Annotated in this window: 19 protein-coding genes; 1 reads left to right on the top strand and 18 read right to left on the bottom strand. The window is 42.2% G+C overall.

Annotated features, from left to right (window positions below):
- Window positions 1–91: 91 nt before the first annotated feature.
- The 3 genes from L6I86_RS11635 to L6I86_RS11625 form a co-directional block, all read right to left on the bottom strand.
- Window positions 92–2,395, bottom strand: coding sequence for a thiamine pyrophosphate-dependent enzyme (locus L6I86_RS11635; RefSeq protein ID WP_236287223.1), 2,304 nt, complete (start codon window positions 2,393–2,395; stop codon window positions 92–94).
- 34 nt (window positions 2,396–2,429) lie between these two features.
- On the bottom strand, window positions 2,430–3,440 hold the full coding sequence (locus L6I86_RS11630) for a 2-oxoacid:acceptor oxidoreductase family protein (protein WP_056625160.1): 1,011 nt from the start codon (window positions 3,438–3,440) through the stop codon (window positions 2,430–2,432).
- A gap of 113 nt (window positions 3,441–3,553) precedes the next feature.
- Window positions 3,554–3,721 carry a hypothetical protein gene (locus L6I86_RS11625; protein WP_236287221.1) on the bottom strand — a complete coding sequence of 56 codons (168 nt, stop codon included), beginning with the start codon at window positions 3,719–3,721 and terminating at the stop codon, window positions 3,554–3,556.
- Window positions 3,722–3,934: 213 nt separating this feature from the next.
- Here L6I86_RS11625 and L6I86_RS11620 point away from each other — a divergent pair, with 213 nt between their 5' ends.
- Window positions 3,935–5,182, top strand: a complete 1,248-nt coding sequence (locus tag L6I86_RS11620; RefSeq protein ID WP_236287219.1) for a sensor histidine kinase — start codon at window positions 3,935–3,937, stop codon at window positions 5,180–5,182.
- Between the two features lie 72 nt (window positions 5,183–5,254).
- Here L6I86_RS11620 and L6I86_RS11615 read toward each other — a convergent pair whose 3' ends face one another.
- The 15 genes from L6I86_RS11615 to L6I86_RS11545 all read right to left on the bottom strand — a co-directional run bounded on the left by L6I86_RS11615 (window position 5,255) and on the right by L6I86_RS11545 (window position 22,529).
- Window positions 5,255–5,743 carry a low molecular weight protein-tyrosine-phosphatase gene (locus L6I86_RS11615; protein ID WP_236287217.1) on the bottom strand — a complete coding sequence of 163 codons (489 nt, stop codon included), beginning with the start codon at window positions 5,741–5,743 and terminating at the stop codon, window positions 5,255–5,257.
- A complete protein-coding gene (locus tag L6I86_RS11610) occupies window positions 5,740–6,474 on the bottom strand; it encodes a phosphonate ABC transporter ATP-binding protein (RefSeq protein ID WP_236287215.1) in 735 nt (244 codons plus the stop codon). Before L6I86_RS11610 ends, L6I86_RS11615 begins: the two co-directional genes overlap by 4 nt.
- A gap of 117 nt (window positions 6,475–6,591) precedes the next feature.
- The gene (locus tag L6I86_RS11605; protein ID WP_056625149.1) at window positions 6,592–7,056 is read right to left on the bottom strand and encodes a YlbF/YmcA family competence regulator; all 465 of its coding nucleotides are present in this window, start codon (window positions 7,054–7,056) and stop codon (window positions 6,592–6,594) included.
- A gap of 35 nt (window positions 7,057–7,091) precedes the next feature.
- The gene (gene miaB, locus L6I86_RS11600) at window positions 7,092–8,678 is read right to left on the bottom strand and encodes a tRNA (N6-isopentenyl adenosine(37)-C2)-methylthiotransferase MiaB (RefSeq protein ID WP_236287213.1); all 1,587 of its coding nucleotides are present in this window, start codon (window positions 8,676–8,678) and stop codon (window positions 7,092–7,094) included.
- 154 nt (window positions 8,679–8,832) lie between these two features.
- The gene (locus L6I86_RS11595) at window positions 8,833–11,265 is read right to left on the bottom strand and encodes a bifunctional diguanylate cyclase/phosphodiesterase (protein WP_236287211.1); all 2,433 of its coding nucleotides are present in this window, start codon (window positions 11,263–11,265) and stop codon (window positions 8,833–8,835) included.
- Between the two features lie 287 nt (window positions 11,266–11,552).
- Window positions 11,553–12,122: a phosphate propanoyltransferase gene (gene pduL, locus L6I86_RS11590; RefSeq protein WP_236287210.1), complete on the bottom strand. Its 570-nt coding sequence runs from the start codon at window positions 12,120–12,122 to the stop codon at window positions 11,553–11,555.
- A 97-nt stretch (window positions 12,123–12,219) separates the two neighbouring features.
- Window positions 12,220–13,086, bottom strand: coding sequence for a 2-oxoacid:ferredoxin oxidoreductase subunit beta (locus L6I86_RS11585; protein ID WP_056625142.1), 867 nt, complete (start codon window positions 13,084–13,086; stop codon window positions 12,220–12,222).
- Complete coding sequence (locus tag L6I86_RS11580; protein WP_056625139.1) at window positions 13,074–14,822, bottom strand: 2-oxoacid:acceptor oxidoreductase subunit alpha; 1,749 nt, start codon at window positions 14,820–14,822, stop codon at window positions 13,074–13,076. Before L6I86_RS11580 ends, L6I86_RS11585 begins: the two co-directional genes overlap by 13 nt.
- Window positions 14,823–15,031: 209 nt before the next feature.
- Window positions 15,032–15,973, bottom strand: a complete 942-nt coding sequence (locus L6I86_RS11575; protein ID WP_236287208.1) for a dipeptidase — start codon at window positions 15,971–15,973, stop codon at window positions 15,032–15,034.
- 142 nt (window positions 15,974–16,115) lie between these two features.
- Window positions 16,116–16,376: a stage V sporulation protein S gene (locus L6I86_RS11570; RefSeq protein ID WP_028558349.1), complete on the bottom strand. Its 261-nt coding sequence runs from the start codon at window positions 16,374–16,376 to the stop codon at window positions 16,116–16,118.
- 113 nt (window positions 16,377–16,489) lie between these two features.
- Window positions 16,490–17,284, bottom strand: coding sequence for a TIGR00282 family metallophosphoesterase (locus tag L6I86_RS11565; RefSeq protein WP_236287206.1), 795 nt, complete (start codon window positions 17,282–17,284; stop codon window positions 16,490–16,492).
- 92 nt (window positions 17,285–17,376) lie between these two features.
- The gene (gene rny, locus L6I86_RS11560) at window positions 17,377–18,918 is read right to left on the bottom strand and encodes a ribonuclease Y (RefSeq protein ID WP_056625130.1); all 1,542 of its coding nucleotides are present in this window, start codon (window positions 18,916–18,918) and stop codon (window positions 17,377–17,379) included.
- 380 nt (window positions 18,919–19,298) lie between these two features.
- Window positions 19,299–19,991, bottom strand: coding sequence for a regulatory protein RecX (locus L6I86_RS11555; protein WP_236287204.1), 693 nt, complete (start codon window positions 19,989–19,991; stop codon window positions 19,299–19,301).
- Window positions 19,992–20,067: 76 nt separating this feature from the next.
- Complete coding sequence (gene recA / locus L6I86_RS11550) at window positions 20,068–21,108, bottom strand: recombinase RecA (RefSeq protein ID WP_236287202.1); 1,041 nt, start codon at window positions 21,106–21,108, stop codon at window positions 20,068–20,070.
- Between the two features lie 170 nt (window positions 21,109–21,278).
- On the bottom strand, window positions 21,279–22,529 hold the full coding sequence (locus tag L6I86_RS11545; RefSeq protein ID WP_236287200.1) for a competence/damage-inducible protein A: 1,251 nt from the start codon (window positions 22,527–22,529) through the stop codon (window positions 21,279–21,281).
- Between the last annotated feature and the right edge of the window lie 34 nt (window positions 22,530–22,563).

The raw sequence follows: 22,563 nt of genomic DNA, 5'->3' as shown, positions 1-22,563 counted from the left end.
CTTCCATTCCTCCTGGTAAAAAGGCCCATTCACCACGAGGGGAATGGGCCTCCGTTTATAGGCGAGCTTATCAGATAACAGTTACGCCAACTTACAAATACGCATTCTCATGCTTCGCTTTCAGCATATTCCAACGGCGTTCCACTTCCGTCTCGAACGATTTCAGAGAACCTTCATATTCGGGTTTCGTAAGATGTTTCGTTTTACCCATCGTTTTCAACCAATCGGATAACGGAATCTTCTTACTCTTATCCTCCGGATTGTAAGTGATCGAAGTTACTCCATGCTCCACTTCATAAAGTGGGAAGAAACAGGAATCCACAGCAGCACCAACGATATTGGAGCCCTCTTGGTCATCAGACAGCCAGTTTAATGGGCAAGCAATGAGAATTTTGCCATACACTAACCCCTCATGCTGCGCATACCATTGAGCCTTCGCCGCTTTCTTGACCAGATCTTGCGGATACGCTTCGGAACCGGTAAATACATACGGAATATGAGTTGCAGCCATAATTTGCGCCGTATCCTTGTGATGGAAAACCTTACCACCTTGATGCTTTCCGACATTGGAAGTCGAAGTCCGATGACCCATCGGCGTTGAATACGATAGCTGTGCACCTGTGTTCATGTATCCTTCATTATCGTACTCAAGAATAATCATTTTATGATTCCGCAAGGCAGCCCCAATGGCAGGCCCCATTCCGATATCCATACCGCCATCGCCCGTAATCATGACGAACGTGAAATCGTCCTTTAACCCTAGATGATCAAGCTCTCCGCGACGCTTCCGCTCCCAGAACATCTCTACAACACCTGACAGCGTTGCTGCGCCATTCTGGAACAGATTATGGATATAAGTAGCTTTATGCGCCGAGTACGGATAACCGGTGGTTACAACCATTGCACAGCCTGTATGGAAAATGGAGACAATATCGCCTTCTATTCCTTTGAAAAACAGTTCGAGTCCTGAGAAAATACCGCAGCCTGGACAAGCACCATGACCTGGTGCAATCCGCTTTGGCTTTTTGGTCAAGGAACGAAGAGGCGGAATGCGTACATTCAATTTCCCGGTATTCTCATCTGGAGAAACGGTGATGAGACCCGTCTTCAGATCTTCATACTTCATTGGCGTCAATACTCGTTTTGGTGCTTTCGAAGGATCCCCCGGCGTATGGCCGTAGTAATCGAAAGGCACATCTACCTTGCCGCTTTCCATCGCATCAATGGCGAATTGGAACAGATTATGCCCATCCTCGGCATAAAAGTCTTTGCCACCTAAGCCATAGATTCGGCTTATGACAAGCGTGTCTCTGTTCCCGTTGGTGAACAGCGCCGCCTTAATTTCATTGACCATGTTGCCGCCATGTCCGCCATAGGAATCCGCGCGATCGCCTACGGTGATCGCTTTCACATTCGCAAGCGCCTCGGCGATCTGCTTCGCTGGGAAAGGTCGGATCAGGTTCGGAGCGATCGAACCTGCTTTAATGCCCTTCTCGCGGAGCTGGTCTACGACATCCTTGATGATTTCGGAAGCCGAATTCATCAGGAATACCGCGACTTCCGCATCCTCCATCCGATATAGCTCTAAAATCGGATAGTCACGACCCGTTAATTCGGCATACTCCTGCCGAATACGGTCATATACTCCTTCGGCGTTATACATCGCCATCGACTGTTGATAACAGTTATTAATGTAATCCGGCTCATTCATATAAGGTCCGACAGTGATCGGATTATTACGATCCAAGGTATCTGGGAAGCCCTGTGGCTTCTCACCTACGAATGCCTGCACATCAGCCCGATGTGCGAAGGTTTGCACTCTGCGCTTTTGGTGAGAGGTGAAATAACCATCGGACGCGACCATAACCGGCAAGCGCACCTCAGGATCCTCTGCTAATTTCAGCGCCATAATATTCATATCATACACGGCTTGCGGATCTCGACACATGACAATCGGCCAACCCGTATTCAAAGCATAGTAAAGATCAGAATGATCCCCATGAATATTCAGTGGTCCCGAAACAGATCGGCAAACCAAGTTCATAACCATCGGAAACCGGGTTCCGGATTGTACCGGCATTTGTTCCAACATGTACAAATAACCGTTGGCGCTTGTCGCGTTAAATACGCGGCCGCCAGCAGTTGATGCGCCATAACATATACCTGCTGAACCATGTTCACCGTCTGCAGGAATTAACACAATGTCATGCTGTCCATTGGACTTCATGAGATCTAGAAACTGAGCTACTTCCGTGGATGGTGAAATCGGAAAGTATCCCATGACATGATAATTAATTTGATGTGCGGCATAGGCAGCCATCTCATTCCCTGATTCATACACGATGCGCTGTTCGACTTTGGCTACCCCAATTTCCTGCTTGATATCAATGGCCATGCGTGTAGTTCCACCCTTCTCCCATAAATACTCTCTAAGAGTTTATAGCTAGATTGAATCGATGCGGCATGCGATTTAGATCAGCATAACCATCTTCTTCACGCTCACTAGAGAGCGCATCGGTTGGACAAGCTTGTACACATTTAAGGCAACCTTTACAATATTGATAGTCTATGCCTTGCAGGAACATTTGGGGACGGCCTTTTTTGTCAGGGAGCTCATCCCACACAAAACAAAAGTCAGGACACACATTATCGCATGAAGCGCAGTGAATACAGGAATCTTCATGAAAATGCGGCATCATCCCAGCACGGGAAATACTTAAATCTTTGAGTATACTATTACCTGGGTTCGTAACGACTCCCCCGATAGGCTGTGTAGCAAAGCCCAGAACTGGTGTATCATACCGTACAAAATCTGGCATAGATTCCCCTTCTGGAAGCGCATACGTTTGGAAAACGACCTCGTTGTATCCACGATCGAATGTCCGTAATGCTGGTGCAACTGCAAGTGGGTATTTCTTTTCTAATGACTTTCTAATAACACCTCGCATGACATCTGGATCCAGAAAATCACACAATCGGAACATGGCACCCAACATAGCCATATTTACACGATTCTTTTCCTCGAGTGAGATACCAATTGCGTCAATGACAGCAATCGTGCCCCCCCTGAGCTTCATCTTCTCTTTTAATTCATCAGGCGTTTTCGTTGAATTTACTAATACGGTACTATCCTCATAAATGCCACTGATAACGTTTACAGTTTTGGAAAGTGACTCATGAAAAACACCTACAACATGCGGTCGTTCAACGGGCGATGTATCCCGAATCTTCGTATCCATGTCACAAAATCGAATATGTGCTTTTACTGCTGATCCTTTCTTCTCAGACCCATAGGATGAGAAACTGACACCGTTCAAACCAACGCCAACGACTCCTGCTTCAGCCAGCATTTTACCTGCCAGATTCGCTCCTAGACCGCCGATGGATTCCAGTCTTATCTCGAAAAATCCGAGATCGTTCAATTTAGGTAAAGTTACCATGCTTGGTCTCCTTTCAAAAATGAACTGCATATAGAGTGAATAGTGTGAATAATAAATCTACTATTATTGTAACAAGAAATGGCTGGTAATCAACCTTTTTTTAAATCAGCCATTTAAAGCAAATAATCAATGATTAAACCGCATTTCCCCAAATAAAAACTAAACGATTCCCGTTCCACTTCCACGTCATTCTGCCTTGCCTCACAATCTTCACAAACGTCTACATAATCGTCTTCAATCGGATTAAACACAACACCGCACACCTGTGAGCACAACCGCATTCACATCTCTCCTCGGCTTCAAATCCCCCAATATTGTAAACGTTTGCAAACTATGTTTTCTTTTATTATACAGCGGTTTATACAGCATTGACTATAAGTCTTTATGAAATCTTTAGCATTCCAAATAGAGCATTTCTCTTGATTCAAACCGCATTTATGAGATAATGTAAAAATAATTCCCAGATTGTCGAAATATGGAAAGGATGCATAGGATTGCTTCATTTCATTATTACCAATGAATTACAAAACCTTTTCTACATCATGAGCGCTGCTCTGCTCCACCTTATTCTCGCTCCTCTTTTCATACATAAAGAAAAGCATTTGAATCTCTTATTCTCTTTAATTCTAGGAAGCTTCATCCTTCTTTATTGGAACTTTGCGGATATTGACCCCTTAATCTACTCCTTACAATTAGTTCCTGTCTGCTTGCTTTTTGTGACATTAGGCGTTGGCATTGCGCCTTCAATTATGACATGGATCATATTCAATATCGGTTGTATGTTCGTCTTAAACTATTATTGGGAGCCAGCGCTACTAAGCAGTACATTCTTACTGATGCTTGGAATTTTAGTCCGAAATCGCGTAGCAAACACCGATTTGGTAGTGAAACTCATGTATGCAACCGGAATCCTCATCATATATGAACTACTATATGCACCACTTGCTCCTTATGTCTTAGCTCCATTTTCCTTATACACTGGCTTTGTTTTAGCGCTTGCTTTTATCTCACTATGGATTATGATTTCATTACTTTTTTATATTAACAAATATGAAATACAGAGAAGGCATATCACTCATCTTGAAAAAAATCGCATGCTTGCCGAGTTATCGGCTACAGTTTCACATGAAATCAGAAATCCTCTAACATCAACGCGTGGATTTCTGCAATTATTGGCACGATCGGATATTACTCCTCTGGATCGTAGGCGATATGTTGACCATGCTTTATCAGGAGTAGACCAAGCCATCACTTTATTGACAGATTTCCTTAACTATGCGAAGCCCTCCGTTGACATGAAAGAACAGCTTGATATTAAAGAAGAACTGGAACATACCATACGATTTATTACTCCCTATGCGCTTGATTTTCAAATTACAATTGATATTTTACATGAATGTGAAACACCTCTTTATATTCTTGGAGAGTCTCAAAAGCTTCGCCAATGTTTACTTAATCTTATTAAGAATGCCATAGAATCCATGCCAAATGGCGGAAAGCTGTCGTTACGTACTTGCAAACATCCTAGTGCCGTTCAGATCTCGATCACAGACACAGGTGTTGGTATGTCCAGCAAGCAGTTGAACTCCTTGGGCAAGCCTTTCTACACGACCAAACAACACGGCACTGGACTTGGGCTTGTCGTAGTCATGAGTCTAATCAAGAAAATGAATGGCAAAATTTCATTCACTAGCAGCCTCAATTGCGGAACACATTGTTCTATTATTTTTCAACAATACTGAACAAAACCAAAAAGCAAGCTAGACAAGAGACTCACTCTTATCTAGCTTGCTTTTTATAGTGTTGTATGGCACTTACTTAATCAGTCCATGTTGAGCCGCGATATGTGCAAGCAACCGACTACAACTTTCCTCAACCATTTCGTATACTTCTTGAAAATTCCCCGTATAGTAGGGATCAGGCACTTCAGTAATTGTTTGATTACTTGCGAAGTCCAATAATTTATGAATGGAGGCGCGCTTCTCATTCCCCGTATATTCTGGAGCAAATGCAGCTAAGTTCACGACATTACTGTCATCCATGGCGATAATATACGTAAATTGATAGAAATCATCTGGGCGGACCTGCCTAGCTTTTAAGCCCTCATAAGCAATCTGATATTGGTCGAGAATATCACGTGTTCCCTGATGGGGAGGATGACCGATATGCCAATCCCCAGTACCTGCTGAATCAATTGAAATGGCATCCTCAAGGCCAGCTTGCTTCACTTGGTGACGAAACACCGCTTCCGCCATAGGTGATCGGCAAATATTGCCCAAACAAACGAATAAGACCTTAATCATATTTGACCAAAAACAAGCATTTTTTCATTCAACGTGAGTGGTCTAGCTGGGATGTCCAAAACGATCCGACCTTCCGATACTCCCCAAATACGTGTGGCAAACCGCTCGGCGAGTTCGACCTTATGAAGCGTCGCGATCACGCTCATGTGCCGTTCTTTGCATAACGATTTCAAATCCTGTAGGATGTATTCCGTTGATTTAGGATCAAGACCAGATACAGGTTCATCGGCTACTAGAACTTTAGGCCCAAGAATCAAGGCTTTCGCAATGGCGACACGTTGCTGCTCTCCACCGCTAAGCTGACCAACTTTCTTTTCTCCTTTATCCAGCAGACCAACTTTCTCCAAGAAGTCCATGCTATCGATTTTCTCATTTCTCGACGATAAGCCTGTAACCATCCGAAGTGGAGCCTGATATACCCTGCCCATCAACACATTTTTGACAGCGCTTTTATTCCGATTTAGAAAAGGCTTCTCCTCCAGGTAAGCGAAATCCTTACCCAATTTGAATCGATCCCACGGACCTGGCTTCGTTATATCAATCGAGTTATATATGAGCTGACCGCTAGTCCACTTCTCTTGATGACTTATACAACGAAGCAGCGTTGTTTTCCCACTACCACTGCTGCCGATTACCGCAATAAACTCTCCTGCATCTACTTGAAAGCTAATTTGCGATAGGACTTGATTGTCTGGAGGGAATACTTTACTCAAATTTCGAACTGTCAGCATGACAACTCTCCTTCACGTAAGCCTAGTAGTCATTGATAAGAAATAGTAAATCGCCGCTCAACTAGGGCCATTGAACTGCTCGTTGAGGGCGATTCCTTTCTCATTTACATGTCAAAATTAATCGCATGAAGTCGGTGCTTCTGCCGCGCCTGCTTCAACATTAATTTTATCCGAAATCGTGTCTCTAACGACGGACATAACAAGTTGAAGCAAATAGTTGATATCTTCTTGTGTTTGCTTGAACTCATTAACGATAGGAATACCATCTAATTCATCTTGCAGAACTTCGATTTCATTCTCGATTTTTTCCACCATTTTCTTATTTTGGAACGTTTCAAAAGCAACAATCTCTTTTTGCTTCTTCTTAATCGCACTAATCAAACCTTGAATATCAGGATTCGTTGCAATTTGCTTTTCAGCTTTTTGATAGAACTGAACTTCATTGGAAGTTGTAAGCAACGCAGCTAGTTCCTTCGCTTTCGCCAGAATATCTTCGCGGACGATCATTTCTGTATTCGTAAATTCCTCTACTTGAAATGCATGAGGCTGGTTATCATCATGTGCATGATCACATTGGGACATTTCTTAACACGCTCCTATTTATTCTGTTCGTAATTTTATACAGACATCTGAAGAGGCTTATGTACAATTTCGCCCTTCAAAATCCAAGTTTGTGCATGAGTAACTTTGACATGAACCATTTGACCGATCAAGGATGGGTTTCCTGTGAAGTGGATTAGTTTATTCGTCCGAGTGCGGCCAGCGAGCACATCTGTATTGTTCTTGCTCTCGCCTTCGACTAAGACTTCGACAGTTTGATCTAGCAAACGTTCATTGCTGTCTTTACTCAACTTATTCACAAGCTCATTCAGCCTATATAACCGCTGTTTCTTCACTTCCATCGGAACATTATCTTCCATCTCAGCCGCAGGCGTACCTACTCTCGGTGAATAGATGAACGTAAATGCAAAATCGAAGCCTACTTCCTCGTATAGCGTCATCGTATCCTCGAATTGCTCATCGGTCTCACCGGGAAAACCAACGATAATGTCTGTCGTTAATACGACATCAGGCATGGTAGCCTTGATTTTACCCGCAAGTTGCAGATAATGATCCCTCGAGTACTTCCGGCTCATTCGTTTTAAGACATCTGTGTTACCAGCTTGCACGGGTAAATGGATGTGCTCGACGAGATTGCCACGCTTCCCTAATACCTCAATCAAACGATCGTCGAAATCTCGTGGATGTGAGGTTGTAAAACGAATACGTGGAACATCAATCTTACGAATATCGTCCATCAGATCAGCGAAAGTGTACGTTATATCTTCAAAGTCTTTGCCATAAGCATTGACATTCTGTCCAAGTAGCGTAATTTCCTGAAAGCCTTGACGAGCCAAATCTCTGACTTCTGCCAGGACGTCCTGCGGTCTACGGCTTCGTTCCTTACCACGTGTAAAAGGAACAATACAGTAGGTACAGAACTTATCACAGCCGTACATAATATTAACCCAAGCACGGATACCTTCCCGTTTTTTGGGGAGATTTTCTACGATATCGCCTTCCTTTGACCACACCTCCACAACCATTTCTTTGTTGAAAAAGGCATCTTTCAGAAGGCTAGGCAAGCGATGAATATTATGTGTTCCGAAAATCATATCGACAAAGGCATGTTTCTGCATAATGCGATGAACCACGGACTCCTCTTGCGACATACAACCACATACACCAAGAATAAGTCCTGGCTTCTGCGCTTTCAACGTCTTTAAATGACCAAGTTCACCGAACACTTTGTCTTCAGCATTCTCACGAATCGCACACGTATTTAAGAGAATCACATCTGCGATCTGCTTGTCATCCGTAGCTGTATAACCCATCTGCTCGAAAAGACCTCTCATGACTTCGGTATCATGTTCATTCATCTGACATCCATAGGTCGTGATTAAATAATATTTGTCCTTACCAAACTCCTGCATATCTTCTGGAATCGCAAAATCATAGTGAACCTGAATGTCCTCTTTACCACGTTGCTTCTCATCCTTGTAGTTCGGCGCAGAATTAATTTGGATGTTTCTACCTTTAATTCGATACGTCGTTTTGCCCTCTTCTTGGCTTAACACTTTCGCATCCGAGAAGTCAAAGTATTTGGAGTAGTCCTTAACCTTGTCGGATTTTAAGTCCGATGTATTTTGGTTCTCCTTTGACATGGTGAATTCACTTCCCTTTATCTATAAATATAGCTCTAACTTGTATTAACCCAATATCAAATTATAGCACAAAAGATACCTGTATATCCATATTGGCTTCCGTTTCAGATTCATGAGAAAAACCTTCTCCAAAGAGAAGGCACTTAAATCACATTTAACCAAATGTATATTGCTGCTTAATGATACCAGTCATCTCCTGCGCAGGTAATGGGCGGCTAAATAAGTACCCTTGCGCTTCATTGCATTCTTTTAGTAGTAAAAATTGAAGCTGTTCCTTGGTTTCTACCCCTTCTGCGATTACCTTCAGATCCAAATTATGTGCCATTGAAATGATCGTATGTACGAGTGCAGCATCTTTCGCATCCTCAAACATATTTCGAGTAAACGATTGGTCAATCTTCAAACTGTCAATCGGGAACAACTTTAAATAATTCAAAGATGAATATCCCGTTCCAAAATCATCAATCGATAAAAAGATACCCATAGCCTTTAATTTATGCATAGTCTCAATGGCGTACTTGGAATCTTGGATAATACTTTCCGTTAGCTCCAGTTCTAGATACTGGTGATCTAGTCCGGACTCATCTAATGCTTTACTTACCATATCGATTAGATTACTTTGTTTAAATTGCCTGGAAGATATATTTACAGCTATACGAAATGGTGCATAGCCTAGCATCTGCCATTCTTTATTTTGGCGGCAAGCCTCATTTAGCACCCATTCGCCAATTGGAATGATTAATCCGGTTTCTTCTGCTAGTGGTATAAAATCCGCTGGTGATATCGGCCCCCAATCCGGGTGCAGCCAACGAATCAATGCCTCTGCACCAGTAATCTTCCCCGTATTCACATCAATCTGCGGTTGATAAAAAACTTTAAATTCATTTCGCTCTAAGGCTTTGCGCAGCCCAATTTCCATTTGCATTTTTTTGGTGACCGCTTCATTCATCTCTGGTGTATAAAATTGAAAATTATTTTTACCTTGTTCTTTCACACGGTACATCGCGGTATCTGCATTTTTAATTAATGTCTCAATATCCCCTCCATCAGATGGATAGAGACTAATACCAATGGAAGGTGTAACGAATAACTCGTGTTCAAGGATGGTAAAGGATTGTGAGAAAATACGAACAATTTTATTCGCATTTTTGATCATCTCATCAGCAGTCGTATGTGCCCAAAGAATAATAAATTCATCGCCACCTTGCCGAGAAACCGTATCTCCTTTACCGATGCAAGCTTCGAATCGCTTCGCAACCTCAATCAATAATTTATCTCCCATTGCATGGCCAAGCGTGTCATTAATAAATTTAAATCGATCCAAATCAATAAACATGATCCCCATGCTTTGTTGATTTTCATATGCTTGGTCTAAAGCTAGATCGAGACGATCATTTAATAAAAGCCGATTCGGCAGTCCCGTTAAAGGATCACGATACACCATCTGATTAATCTTTTCTTCTGTTCTTTTTCTTTCAGAGATATCTCGAATTATGCAGCTAAAGTATGTATTGCCTTCTTCTTTCCACACTGCAAGTGAAAGTTCAATTGGAAACTCGGTTTGATCTTTTCGTAACCCTATTAATTCGTAAGTCAATCCAAGCTCATCCACTTCACCAGTGGCAGTCGCAAGGAAACTCTCCAATCGCTCTTTATGCGATGCAAAGAACCGTTCTGGGAAAATACGATGTAACCTTTCTCCAATAAGCTCTTGTTCTTCATAGCCAAAAATGAGCTGTGCACCCTTATTCCAAGAGATAATTGTCCGATTATGATCAGCCAAAATAATCGCATCATGGGCTGATTCTACAACGGAACGGAATCTTTTCTCCGACATCACCATCTGTGATTCAAATCGTCTATCGATGAATGTACTGATGAACGCTAGTCCAAGTATGAATAAAATGCCAAAACCTATTAAATAAGCCAGCAATTTCGTATCGAACGTAAGGTCTGAAGCAATTTGTGAATGATCATGTTTGAAAGTTGCTGCTGCCATTCCTGTATAATGCATACCACTAATGGCTATGCCCATGACCAACGAACTAACTAACTTTCGCAACATAATACGTGGTGAGCTCGCCTTTTGTTTTACCGAGAATAACAGCAGAAGTGCTACTAATGAAACAACATATGCAATGATAGCAGAAAGAGCCCATAGAAAGGGATTATATTCAATCGTTGCCCCCATTACCATTGCTTCCATGCCGATGTAGTGCATGGATACGACTCCTGTCGCAATAAAAGTAGCTCCAATAAACACATGTGGTTTGCGCATCACGGGTCTACTGATGATATATAAGGCTAACCATGATGCAAGCAACGCTGGAACGATTGAATAAATCACGGTAGATAATTGGTATGTGACAGATATAGATAAATGAAAAGCAAGCATCGCGACGAAATGCATCGACCAAATACCCATTCCCATTGCAAAAGCACCGCCTGCCAACCAGGCTTGCCTCGCTGAACTTTTGGCCTTATGAATTCGAATTCCCAGGTCCAATGCAGCAAATGATGCAATGATCGCAATGAGAATTGAAAAAATGACAAAAGGGATGTAATACGTACTTGAGATAGTTTCCAAATTGATGTCTCCTAACTTAAGGCAATGATAATGATATCTACAGGAGCCATTGAATCAGATCGATAAGGCTAAGCAAATATATGTATTATAAATCTATTGAAAACCATTTTACCATGATTTACTTAGTGCCTCTATACGTTTACGTCGAAAATACTCGAAAAATGCAAAACTTACATCTCAACGTAATTTTCATGCAAAAAAAGCGCAAAAAGCATCCTTTACACGTCTTAGAAAGGATGCCTTTTGCGTATATCAACCTCATTAATAATTAATGCTATTAATCAAACTTATAATAAGAGCTCCGCTTTGTCACCTGTTTTCACACCTGCTGCATTTCCTTCGTCTGTATCGATATGCATATCCAACGCGAATTGGTCCGACACTCGGGCAATCACATCTTCAAATATTAATGGCCTTTCTCCCCGCAAATGAACGCGTAGAAGTTGTTTATCTTGAATTCCCCATTGAGTAGCATCAGAAGCATGGAAGTGAATATGTCTTGCTGCTACAATGACTCCCTGCTCCAATGTAACTTCTCCTTTAGGGCCTATGACACGCACTCCAGGTGTTCCTTCAATATGTCCTGATTCGCGTACTGGCGGATGGATGCCAAGTGTGAAAGCATCTGTACGTGATACCTCGATTTGCGTTTGTGGTCGAATCGGACCGAGAATTCGGACCTTGTCGAATTGTCCTTTAGGCCCTATTATAGCAACCGTTTCTTGTGCCGCGAATTGGCCTGGCTGCGATAAATCCTTGAAACTCGACAACTCATATCCCTCTCCGAAAAGTGCAACTAAATCGGTTTGTGAAAGATGTATATGTCTTGCTGAAACACCAATTGGAATCATGGGCATGGTAGGTACTCATCCTCTCTTTAGATCATAATTGTCAGTATTACCGCTCAGCAAAAAAGGCATACGGAATATCACCGTATGCCTTCTTAGGAAATTGTTATTTAAACTCTGTAAGCAATTTGCTGAAGTCAGCTTCGGAAAGCTTAAGATCTTGTTTAGCTAGACCTTCTTTAGCAAAGCTTGGAATGGAATCTTCATAGCTCTTTTTATCTTTGTTTTGGTAGATGATACCTGTCAACATGGAGTTTGTTTCCATGATTTTGGTCATCGCCATCACACGGTTTGTGTAATCATAGTCTGGGATCTCATCCAAATCAACGATATTCTCTTTGAACCAGTCATATGTGTTTACTTTATTGAAAGTAACACAAGGGCTGAATACGTTGATCAAGGAGAAACCTTTGTGATTCAAACCAGCTTCAATAACAGCTGTTAACTGTTTCAAGTTACTGGAGAATGATTGTGCTACGAAAGAAGCACCTGCAGCCATTGCAATTTCAAGTGGTGAAATTGCGGACTCAATTGTACCGGATGGTACACTTTTCGTTTTGAAACCTTCCGCACTACGTGGTGATGCTTGACCTTTCGTCAAACCGTAGATTTGGTTGTCCATTACGATGTAAGTAACATCAATGTTACGACGAATAGCATGAACAGTGTGCCCCATACCAATCGCAAAGCCGTCTCCGTCTCCACCAGAAGCAATAACTGTCAAATCACGGTTAGCCATTTTCACACCTTGTGCGATAGGCAGGGATCTTCCGTGAATACCGTGGAATCCGTATGCATTGATGTAACCCGAAATACGTCCGGAACATCCGATACCTGAAACGATTGCTAAGTTTTCCGGCTCCAAACCAACGTTAGCTGAAGCACGCTGAATAGCCGCTTGTACGGAGAAATCTCCGCATCCAGGACACCAGTTAGGCTTTACATTGTTACGAAAGTCTTTTAATGTTGCCATGCTAAAGTCAACTCCTTACATTTTTGTTCGATTTCTGCTGGCAAGAACGGGTTACCGTTGTATTTAAGTACGTTTTTGATTTTATCTGCATGGCCAACATGCAATTTAATTTGATCAGCTAATTGACCTGTAGCGTTGTTTTCAACAACGATAACTTGTTTCGCTTTTTCAACAAGCGGGCGAAGTTGGTCAGCTGGGAACGGATGAATCAAACGTACGGTTGCGTGGTTAGTTTTGATACCTTCCAATTCAACACGACTTCTTGCTTCATCAATTGTTCCGCCTGTGGAACCCATTCCGATAATAAGAAGGTCTGGATTCTCGTGAGGAGCATCAAATTTGATAGCATCTGTCACTTGAATATGTTTCAACTTCTCAAGACGCTTATCCATCATACGTTGACGATTTTCTGTGCTTTCGGAAGGACGACCTGTTTGGTCATGCTCTACTCCTGTAACATGGTGAATACCATGCTTCACGCCAGGGATAACACGAGGAGAAACACCTTTCTCCGTGAACTCATAACGTTTGAACAACTGATTAGGCTCTTGTTCAGGTGCTTCAGTTACTAGTGCGCCGCGGTCAATAACGATGCGGTTGTAATCAAGCATTTCTGCGGATTGTTTACCTAAGGAAAGTTGAAGATCCGTCATAAGAATAACAGGCACTTGATACTGCTCAGCAAGGTTGAAAGCTTCAATTGTATCGTAGAAGCACTCTTCAATCGTACTTGGAGAAAGAACGATTTTTGGAATTTCACCATGCGTTCCGTAAACCATTGCGTTTAAATCAGATTGCTCTTGTTTAGTAGGAAGTCCTGTACTTGGACCACCACGTTGCGTATCAACGATTACTACTGGAGTCTCTGTCATACCTGCAAGACCAATTGCTTCCATCATTAGGGACAAACCAGGACCTGCAGAAGCTGTAAGTGCACGAGCACCTGCGTAGTTTGCGCCGATAGCCATTGTACATGCTGCAATTTCATCTTCCGTTTGAATAACAGTCCCACCCAATTTAGGAAGTACTTTTTGCAAATACTCCATAACTTCGGATGCTGGCGTAATTGGATAAGCCGGCATGAAGCGGCAACCTGCAGCAACAGCTCCAAGAGCGATTGCATCATTACCGATCATGAACAATTTTTGTTGTCCATCAGCAGGCTCAAGTTGGAAGTCAGCGATAGGTCCGCCAGCTAGTTCAAGTACAGATTCTGCACCTTTACGAACAGCTTCAATATTCTTCTCAACGACAGCCGCACCTTTACGGCCAAATTCTTCTTCAACAGCTTTATTAAACACGTCAATCGGCAAGCCAAGTAGAGCCCATGAAGCGCCTGACGCGGCCATGTTCTTAAATAGGGAAGTTCCTAATTCCTCTGCAATTGCAGTAATCGGTACTGGGAACAATCTAGCTTTAATTCCTTCAGGTAAAACAGGGTTAAATTTAGCGTCCGCAACGATTACCCCATTGTCACGAAGTTCGTGTGCGTTGAAATCGATACTTTCTTGGTCGAAAGCAACAAGAATATCCAAATCGTCTGAAATTGCGCGAATCGGTTTGGTGCTGATGCGAATCTTGTTATTTGTATGTCCCCCCTTAATCCGTGAAGAGAAATGACGGTACCCATACAAATAGTAACCGAGACGGTTCAATGCAGTAGAGAAAATGCGGTCTGTACTTTCGACCCCTTCACCCTGCTGACCTCCGATTTTCCAAGATAACTGACTAATCACCGTACGTCCACTCCTTTTGATTGTAGCTGCGTGAAGAAAATTTGATAAGCTGATTGTTTAGTAATTTAAGATGGTGCAATAAAAAATTTCTTTCACTTGTCATCCAAATTCTATGCCTTTACAGAGTAAATTGCAAGAGGTTTCACCGTTTCTAACAGATAGAGTTTTTAGATTGTATCCATATCAATATTAGATTGATTTCCACTTATTCATTGCGGAAGGTTCCGCAACATGAAATTTCGCCAGTTCCCGTACAAAAACGCCTCCACTTGCGACTCCGTATAGTTTTTACACAAAGCTTCTATAATATTTCCGTAATGACCAACATGTCTTAAATCTTTTACCCATTGTTCAATCCCATCAAAATCCGAACCAAAACCTATATGGGACTCTCCGCCTAACGCACAGATATGATCAATATGTTTCAGAATCGCTGAAATCTCTACTTGCACTTTTAAGTTCTCCAGAAAGTAAGGAACAAAGGTAATCCCCATTATACCTTTACATTGTATGATAGCTTTAATTTGGTCGTCTGATAAATTTCTTGGATGAGGACATAACTGATAAGCGTTTGAGTGCGAGGCGATAAACGGTTTTTGGTAAACCTCCACAAGCTCCCAGAAGCCCGCAACGGAAAGATGGGACACATCGACTATTATACCCATAGTTTCTATTTCTTTTAACATGAGCTTCCCTTTTTTTGTAAAACCGCCTTTTCTCTGTTCCATAACGCCATCCGCCGCCCAATTTGCGTAATTCCACGTGAGTCCTGCACAACGAACACCTAAGTAATCGAGAATTCGCAAGTTGGTTAGATTACCAGCAAGCGCATCCATACCTTCTAATGTCAAAATAGCACCAATCTCCTGTTTTTGCTCCATGTCTAACCAATCCGAAACAGTACGAATAAATTTCATTTGCGGATGGCTAATAATCTTTCGATGAAAAATATCTACCATTTGCAAAACATGCTCAAAGCTAGGGTTAGGGATGGATTCCGGAAGATAGATCGCAAAACATTGTACTTTAACGCCTGCCTGCTGCAGCTTTGGAATGCTTACATCCAATTCTAATACATCTTGGTTAAATTCCAGTTTACCGTTCTGATATAGCTTTGTTAATGCGTCACAATGTCCATCTACAATTTTCATTATAACCAGCCTCCTGACATCGCACTTTATGCCCAAACAGCACAAAAACCTCTATACAGAGGTTTCATAGGTACTGTGATAACATTTCGATTTAACTGGCTGTCAGTCATGAAAGTCAACACTTATGCAGTTGCCTTACCGTCTACCGAGGCTCGACAATCAATTTAATAGCTGTCCGGTCCTCCCCATCAATAACGATATCCGTGAAGGCTGGTACACATATTAAGTCGACTCCACTAGGCGCCACAAACCCTCTTGCGATAGCTACTGCTTTGATGGCTTGGTTCAATGCGCCTGCACCTATCGCTTGAAGCTCAGCGGCTCCACGCTCACGCAATACGCCTGCCAATGCACCTGCTACGGAGTTTGGATTGGATTTTGCTGAAACTTTTAACACATCCATGAATAGTACCTCCTCGGAAATGATGGATAGCTTCCAATACCCATCATATTCACGAGGAACACGAAACATGCTACCTCATCCCATTTATACGGTTACCACTAATATTTTTACTACTAATCCATAAATACTTGATCTTCATCATACCTAATCAAGTTAATCCCTTTAGATAAACCTGTTTGATCGTTTAATTCAATAACAACGGCATGGAAATGCCATTTACCTTCATCTGTAATGAAACGAACGGGAAGCTGCGTCTTAAACTTCTGAAGCACAGCATTACGTTCTACCCCTAGAATGCCATCACGAGGCCCTACCATCCCTACATCCGTCACATATGCGGTACCTTGAGGCAATACTCGATTATCATTTGTTTGAACGTGTGTATGGGTTCCTACGACCGCAGACACCTTACCGTCCAAATGCCAACCCATTGCAATTTTCTCCGAAGTCGCTTCCGCGTGGAAATCGACAAAAACAAATTTGTGCTTTTTCCTATCGGCTTCCAATATTTCATCCACTTTACGGAATGGACAATCAATTGGGGGCAAGAATGTTCGTCCTTGTAGATTAATAATAAGAAGTTCTTGGTCCTTTACTTTGATGACTGAATGACCTTTACCAGGTGTACCTGGCGGGAAGTTCGCAGGACGTACCATTTTATCGTCACGATCAATAAAATCGAAGATTTCTTTCTGATCCCACGTGTGGTTTCCCATCGTAATGGCTTGAATACCCATTTCATATATTTCTTTGGCAATTGCTTGCGTAATTCCTTTACCCGCGGCCGCATTCTCTCCGTTGGCAATGAAGACTGCATGTGGATGCAATTGTTTAAGTCTTGGCATGATATTTTTCAATGCTTTTCTTCCTACAGAACCAACGATGTCACCAATAAATACAATTTTCATAACGTAAAACGAGCTCCTTTATATGACCCAATTCCATTCGGCCTTGAAAATAAGGAAAAGTGGCTATAATAGCCACTTTTCGCATTTGATTCTTATTTAGCGTATTCAACTGCTCTAGTTTCACGAATGACCGTAACCTTAATATGTCCTGGATAATCGAGTTCACCCTCGATTTTCTTCGTAATATCACGGGCTAAACGGAACGCTTCAGTGTCATCCACTTTCTCTGGCTGCACCATAACACGTACTTCACGACCCGCTTGAATGGCGTAAGATTTCTCAACACCTTCAAATGACTCTGAAATCTCTTCCAGCTTCTCAAGACGTTTAATATACGTTTCTAGCGTTTCTCTTCGAGCACCTGGTCTCGCCGCTGACAATGCGTCCGCAGCACCGACTAACATGGCAATTACTGAAGTTGCTTCCACATCACCGTGATGTGAGGCAATACTATTAATTACAATTGGATGCTCTTTGTATTTCTTGCCTATCTCAACACCGATTTCGACGTGAGACCCTTCCACTTCATGGTCTAGCGCTTTACCAATGTCATGAAGCAGCCCGGCACGTTTCGCCAAAGTTACGTCTACCCCGAGCTCTCCGGCCATTAAACCAGCCAGATACGCTACTTCCATGGAATGTTTCAACACGTTTTGTCCGTAACTTGTTCTGAACTTTAGGCGCCCCAAAATTTTGATCAAGTCAGGATGCAAACCATGTACCCCAACTTCAAACGTCGCTTGCTCCCCATATTCGCGGATACGTTCGTCCACTTCTTTGCGAGACTTCTCAACCATCTCTTCGATACGTGCGGGATGAATACGTCCATCCGCGACAAGTTTCTCAAGTGATGTGCGAGCAATTTCACGACGGATTGGGTCAAAACCAGATAAGATTACTGCTTCAGGCGTATCATCAATAATAAGGTCAATTCCGGTCAAAGTTTCCAAAGCTCGGATATTTCTACCTTCACGACCGATAATGCGACCCTTCATTTCTTCATTAGGCAACGAGACAACGGATACCGTGGTTTCCGCTACGTGATCTGCCGCACAACGCTGAATAGCAAGTGTGATGATCTCACGTGCTTTCTTATCGCCTTCTTCTTTGGCTTGTTGTTCAATCTCTTTGATTAGCTGAGCAGTTTCATGGCGAACTTCTTGCTCTACATTAGTAAGAATGATGCTCTTAGCTTCTTCCATTGTAAGACCAGAAATTCGTTCCAATTCAGAAACTTGGCTTTTATAGAGCTGATCAATTTGTGTTTGTGTATCCTCGATTCGCTTCTCTTTGTTGGCAACTAGCTCTTCTTTACGCTCGAGAGACTCTAATTTTTTATCCAGCGATTCCTCTTTTTGCAACAGTCGTCTTTCTTGTCGTTGAATTTCATTCCGACGTTCACGAATGTCTTTTTCAGCTTCGGACCGTAGTTTGTGGACTTCGTCCTTTGCTTCCAGAACCGTTTCTTTTTTCAGTGCTTCTGCTTCCTTTTTGGCAGATTCTTTTATCTGCTCAGCGGCTGTTTCAGCACTGGAAATTTTCGCTTCTGCAAGAGATTTACGGATAAAATAACCAATCCCTAAGCATGCAGCTCCAACAACGAGAATGATCGCGATCCAGATGGCAGTCATCATCTTGTTCACCTCCTCGTTGGTTTCTCCAAGGTGTTAGCCTGGGGTACCTTCGGTTTTTTAATCCGATTCAATTGTTTGACTAGTCATACATACCCTTAAAATGTAAGAGTATGGCTTTTAAATGAATGCGCACAGTGCGTTAGGGCACTATAGTGCTAATAATCCATAATCAACAGTGTAAAAATTGGCGGTTTTTACATCTGTCTTCTCAAAATCAATGAAATTAGTATGATTTTGAATACATTATGAAAATATACACTGTTATTTTATCTTTTGTCGAAGAAGCTTGTCAAGCGAATGTCCAAGAGTTGATTATTTAGACCCAAAACTCAAATGTAAATAGTTAATGCCATTAAGTTTATTGCAATTAATTAATGTAGTTAATTATCTTCGAATCCATCCTCCATAAATTCCAATTCTTCCTCATCCGTTTCATTGCTTATGAGCCCCAATACCTTGGTAACAATAGCCCCCGTGTAACCTCTTCGCATTAGAAACGCCGCAGTTTTACGCTTTCTATCCATTAGTTTTCCTGAGGTTTGCTTCCATTTCGTTCTCGCTATTTTCAGTGCCCCGACGTACTCATCCTCTGGATTAATTGACTCCATGGTACTTTTAACCACATCTTGATGAATCCCTTTTTGTTGAAGTTCTTGTCGAATCAGATTACGTCCCTTGCGTTGAGAAATCACCCGGTTGTCCGTCCACATTTTAGCGAATTCTTCATCATTGATGTATTTATTTTCAATAAGTTTGTCACTCGCCCAATCAATAATAAGTGCTTCAAAACCTTTTTCTTTCAATTTACGCTTCACCTCTGAGAGCGAATGCGGACGTCTTCCTACCATATGGAGCGCCTTTACATAGGCCATATTTCGCTCTTCATCTAAAATGATAGCTTCAATCGCTTGCTGATAAAGGGATTCTCCTTTGTTCAAACGGTGCTTGATCAGAATATCTTCATGCACAGAAAAAGCGTATTCCTCATTAAGATAAATGTTATAGCGATGCCTTCCTTGTTTTTGTTTTTCCACTTTGGTTATTACTTGTAATTCTTCTTCTTCGTGATTCATCTCAATAATCCCCCAAATGAAGAAAAAAACACCCCAACACAAGGTTAAGGTGCTTCATCCATCCTATTTCTCAAACCTATTCAAAAGCTGTTTCCAACTCGTCTTCTTCATCCATGTTTGGACCAACAACTTTAATCAAGTTACTATTCTCTCTAATTCTTAGCTCAATCGTTTCTGAGATCGCTTTATTATCTTTCAAGAATTGCTTCGCATTCTCACGTCCTTGGCCAAGACGCTCACCTTCATACGAATACCACGCACCGCTTTTATTCACGATATCCAGCTCAGTTCCGATATCAATAATGCTACCTTCGCGTGAGATACCTTCACCGTACATAATATCGACTTCAGCTTGTTTAAATGGAGGTGCTACTTTATTCTTAACGACCTTAATTCTCGTACGGTTACCAACCATGTCATTGCCTTGCTTGATCGTTTCAATACGACGAACATCCAATCGAACGGAAGAGTAGAACTTCAGTGCACGTCCACCCGGAGTTGTCTCTGGATTTCCGAACATAACGCCAACCTTTTCACGCAATTGGTTGATAAAGATAGCGATAACTTTAGATTTATTGATTGCACCAGACAGCTTACGAAGCGCTTGTGACATCAATCGCGCTTGAAGACCTACGTGAGAATCTCCCATATCGCCTTCAATTTCTGCTTTCGGTACTAGTGCTGCAACGGAGTCGATAACAATAATATCTACCGCACCACTACGAACAAGTGCTTCCGCGATCTCAAGTGCTTGCTCACCTGTATCTGGTTGGGAAAGCAATAGCTCATCTATATTAATACCAAGCTTGCTTGCATAGGAAGGATCTAAAGCATGCTCCGCATCAATAAAGGCAGCTTGTCCACCCACTCTTTGAACTTCAGCAATCGCATGTAAAGCTACAGTTGTTTTACCTGATGACTCTGGTCCGTAAACTTCAATAATTCTTCCGCGTGGGAATCCACCTATTCCAAGTGCGATATCCAGAGCAAGTGCGCCCGAAGAAATCGTTTCAACTTGCATATGTGTAGATTCTCCAAGTTTCATAATGGAGCCTTTTCCGAACTGTTTCTCAATTTGACGTAATGCATTATCTAGCGCGGCACGACGATCTGACAAAACGACCACTTCCTTCTATCATTATAGGTATATGATAACTTGTTTTGGCATGTTTGCCAAGCATTTTTTCGAACATACATTCGTTTTTTTTGCGAACAAACAAAAAACCGTAACAAAGTTATCGCTTTGCTACGGTTCTTCCGTTAACTAACTCTGATTATAGAGGATTTCTAGTTTTCTTTCAACTGTTTCCACAATTGATAGAGTGCACGCTTAGCAGCCCTTAATTTAATTGACTCCCTGTTACCTGATAGTTGGAGAGTAAATACTTCCGTCTTCTCATTCTTTTGTGCTAATCCCACATAGACAAGCCCTACAGGCTTCCCTTCAGACGGGCTTGGACCCGCCACACCGGTTACGGAGATGCCAAAGTCACTACCAGTCCTAACTAGCAACTGTTCGGCTAAAATGACAGCTGTTTCGCTGCTAACAGCACCAGGAGCACCTTCCCCCTCCAAAATATTCATTGGCACACCCAGCAGCTTATTTTTTAACTTGTTTGAGTAAACGATAATACCACCTAAGAAAGATTCTGAGCTACCTGGCACTGTCGTTATTAAATCACTAAGTAAACCTCCTGTGCAGCTCTCAGCGACTGATAGGGTCTTCTTGCTGGCCACCAGCAATTGCAAGACAATCGTTTCAATAGGGACGTCCTGATCCGCATAAAGATACTCACCAAGCCGCTTCTTAATTTCAGCTTCCGTAGCTTGCAGCTTCAACTCGCCTTCTGCTTCCGCATGGGCACGCGTTGTCAATCGTATTGTTACTTCACCTTCTTTGGCGTAAGGGGCAATAGTCGGGTCGGTCTGTGACTGAATCAAATCTAACAACAGATGCTCCAAATTGGACTCACCTATGCCTGCAAACTTCAACATTTTCGAATATAGCGGAACTTCACTTGTCATTCGTAATTGAAGCCACGGCATCGCATATTTGGTAAACATCGGTTTCATTTCTTTAGGAGGTCCCGGTAAAAGCACGAAATGTGTCCCTTCGAATGTGAGAGCATTTCCCACAGCCAAACCAGTCTCGTTATGTAAGGGATCGCTTCCTTCAAGCATAAGGGCTTGACGACGATTGCTTTCTACCATATGAATCCCTCTAGAAGCAAACATCTCAGAAATGGCCTCCATAGAAGGCTCGTGAAGCACCAGATTACGTCCCGTCAGTGTAGCTAATACATCCTTAGTCAGATCATCCTGTGTTGGCCCTAATCCTCCTGTACAAATCACGACATCAGCTCGGGATGCAGCTAAACGAAGACTATCTAACAAGCGCTGTTCATTATCCCCAACAACCGTTTGAAAGTATATATCAATCCCTAGTGCTGCACATTCTCTAGAAATAAACTGCGCATTGGTATTCACGATTTGACCAAGCAACAATTCTGTTCCTATCGCAATGATTTCTGCTTTCATGTACGAAACCTCCTTAAATTGAGAAAACCTCTAA

It is taken from the genome of Paenibacillus allorhizoplanae, assembly GCF_927798215.1.
In the GTDB taxonomy this organism is placed as follows: domain Bacteria; phylum Bacillota; class Bacilli; order Paenibacillales; family NBRC-103111; genus Paenibacillus_E; species Paenibacillus_E allorhizoplanae.
Note: the sequence above shows the minus strand (reverse complement) of the source record. Positions and strands in the feature narration are given on the sequence as shown.

Coding starts and splice junctions, on each gene's coding strand:
- L6I86_RS11635 (WP_236287223.1), bottom strand. CDS start 2,395: ATGGCCATTGATATCAAGCAGGAAATTGGGGTAGCCAAAGTCGAACAG.
- L6I86_RS11630 (WP_056625160.1), bottom strand. CDS start 3,440: ATGGTAACTTTACCTAAATTGAACGATCTCGGATTTTTCGAGATAAGA.
- L6I86_RS11625 (WP_236287221.1), bottom strand. CDS start 3,721: ATGCGGTTGTGCTCACAGGTGTGCGGTGTTGTGTTTAATCCGATTGAA.
- L6I86_RS11615 (WP_236287217.1), bottom strand. CDS start 5,743: ATGATTAAGGTCTTATTCGTTTGTTTGGGCAATATTTGCCGATCACCT.
- L6I86_RS11610 (WP_236287215.1), bottom strand. CDS start 6,474: ATGCTGACAGTTCGAAATTTGAGTAAAGTATTCCCTCCAGACAATCAA.
- L6I86_RS11605 (WP_056625149.1), bottom strand. CDS start 7,056: ATGTCCCAATGTGATCATGCACATGATGATAACCAGCCTCATGCATTT.
- miaB (WP_236287213.1), bottom strand. CDS start 8,678: ATGTCAAAGGAGAACCAAAATACATCGGACTTAAAATCCGACAAGGTT.
- pduL (WP_236287210.1), bottom strand. CDS start 12,122: ATGCCCATGATTCCAATTGGTGTTTCAGCAAGACATATACATCTTTCA.
- L6I86_RS11585 (WP_056625142.1), bottom strand. CDS start 13,086: ATGGCAACATTAAAAGACTTTCGTAACAATGTAAAGCCTAACTGGTGT.
- L6I86_RS11575 (WP_236287208.1), bottom strand. CDS start 15,973: ATGAAAATTGTAGATGGACATTGTGACGCATTAACAAAGCTATATCAG.
- L6I86_RS11570 (WP_028558349.1), bottom strand. CDS start 16,376: ATGGATGTGTTAAAAGTTTCAGCAAAATCCAATCCAAACTCCGTAGCA.
- L6I86_RS11565 (WP_236287206.1), bottom strand. CDS start 17,284: ATGAAAATTGTATTTATTGGTGACATCGTTGGTTCTGTAGGAAGAAAA.
- rny (WP_056625130.1), bottom strand. CDS start 18,918: ATGATGACTGCCATCTGGATCGCGATCATTCTCGTTGTTGGAGCTGCA.
- L6I86_RS11555 (WP_236287204.1), bottom strand. CDS start 19,991: ATGAATCACGAAGAAGAAGAATTACAAGTAATAACCAAAGTGGAAAAA.
- L6I86_RS11545 (WP_236287200.1), bottom strand. CDS start 22,529: ATGAAAGCAGAAATCATTGCGATAGGAACAGAATTGTTGCTTGGTCAA.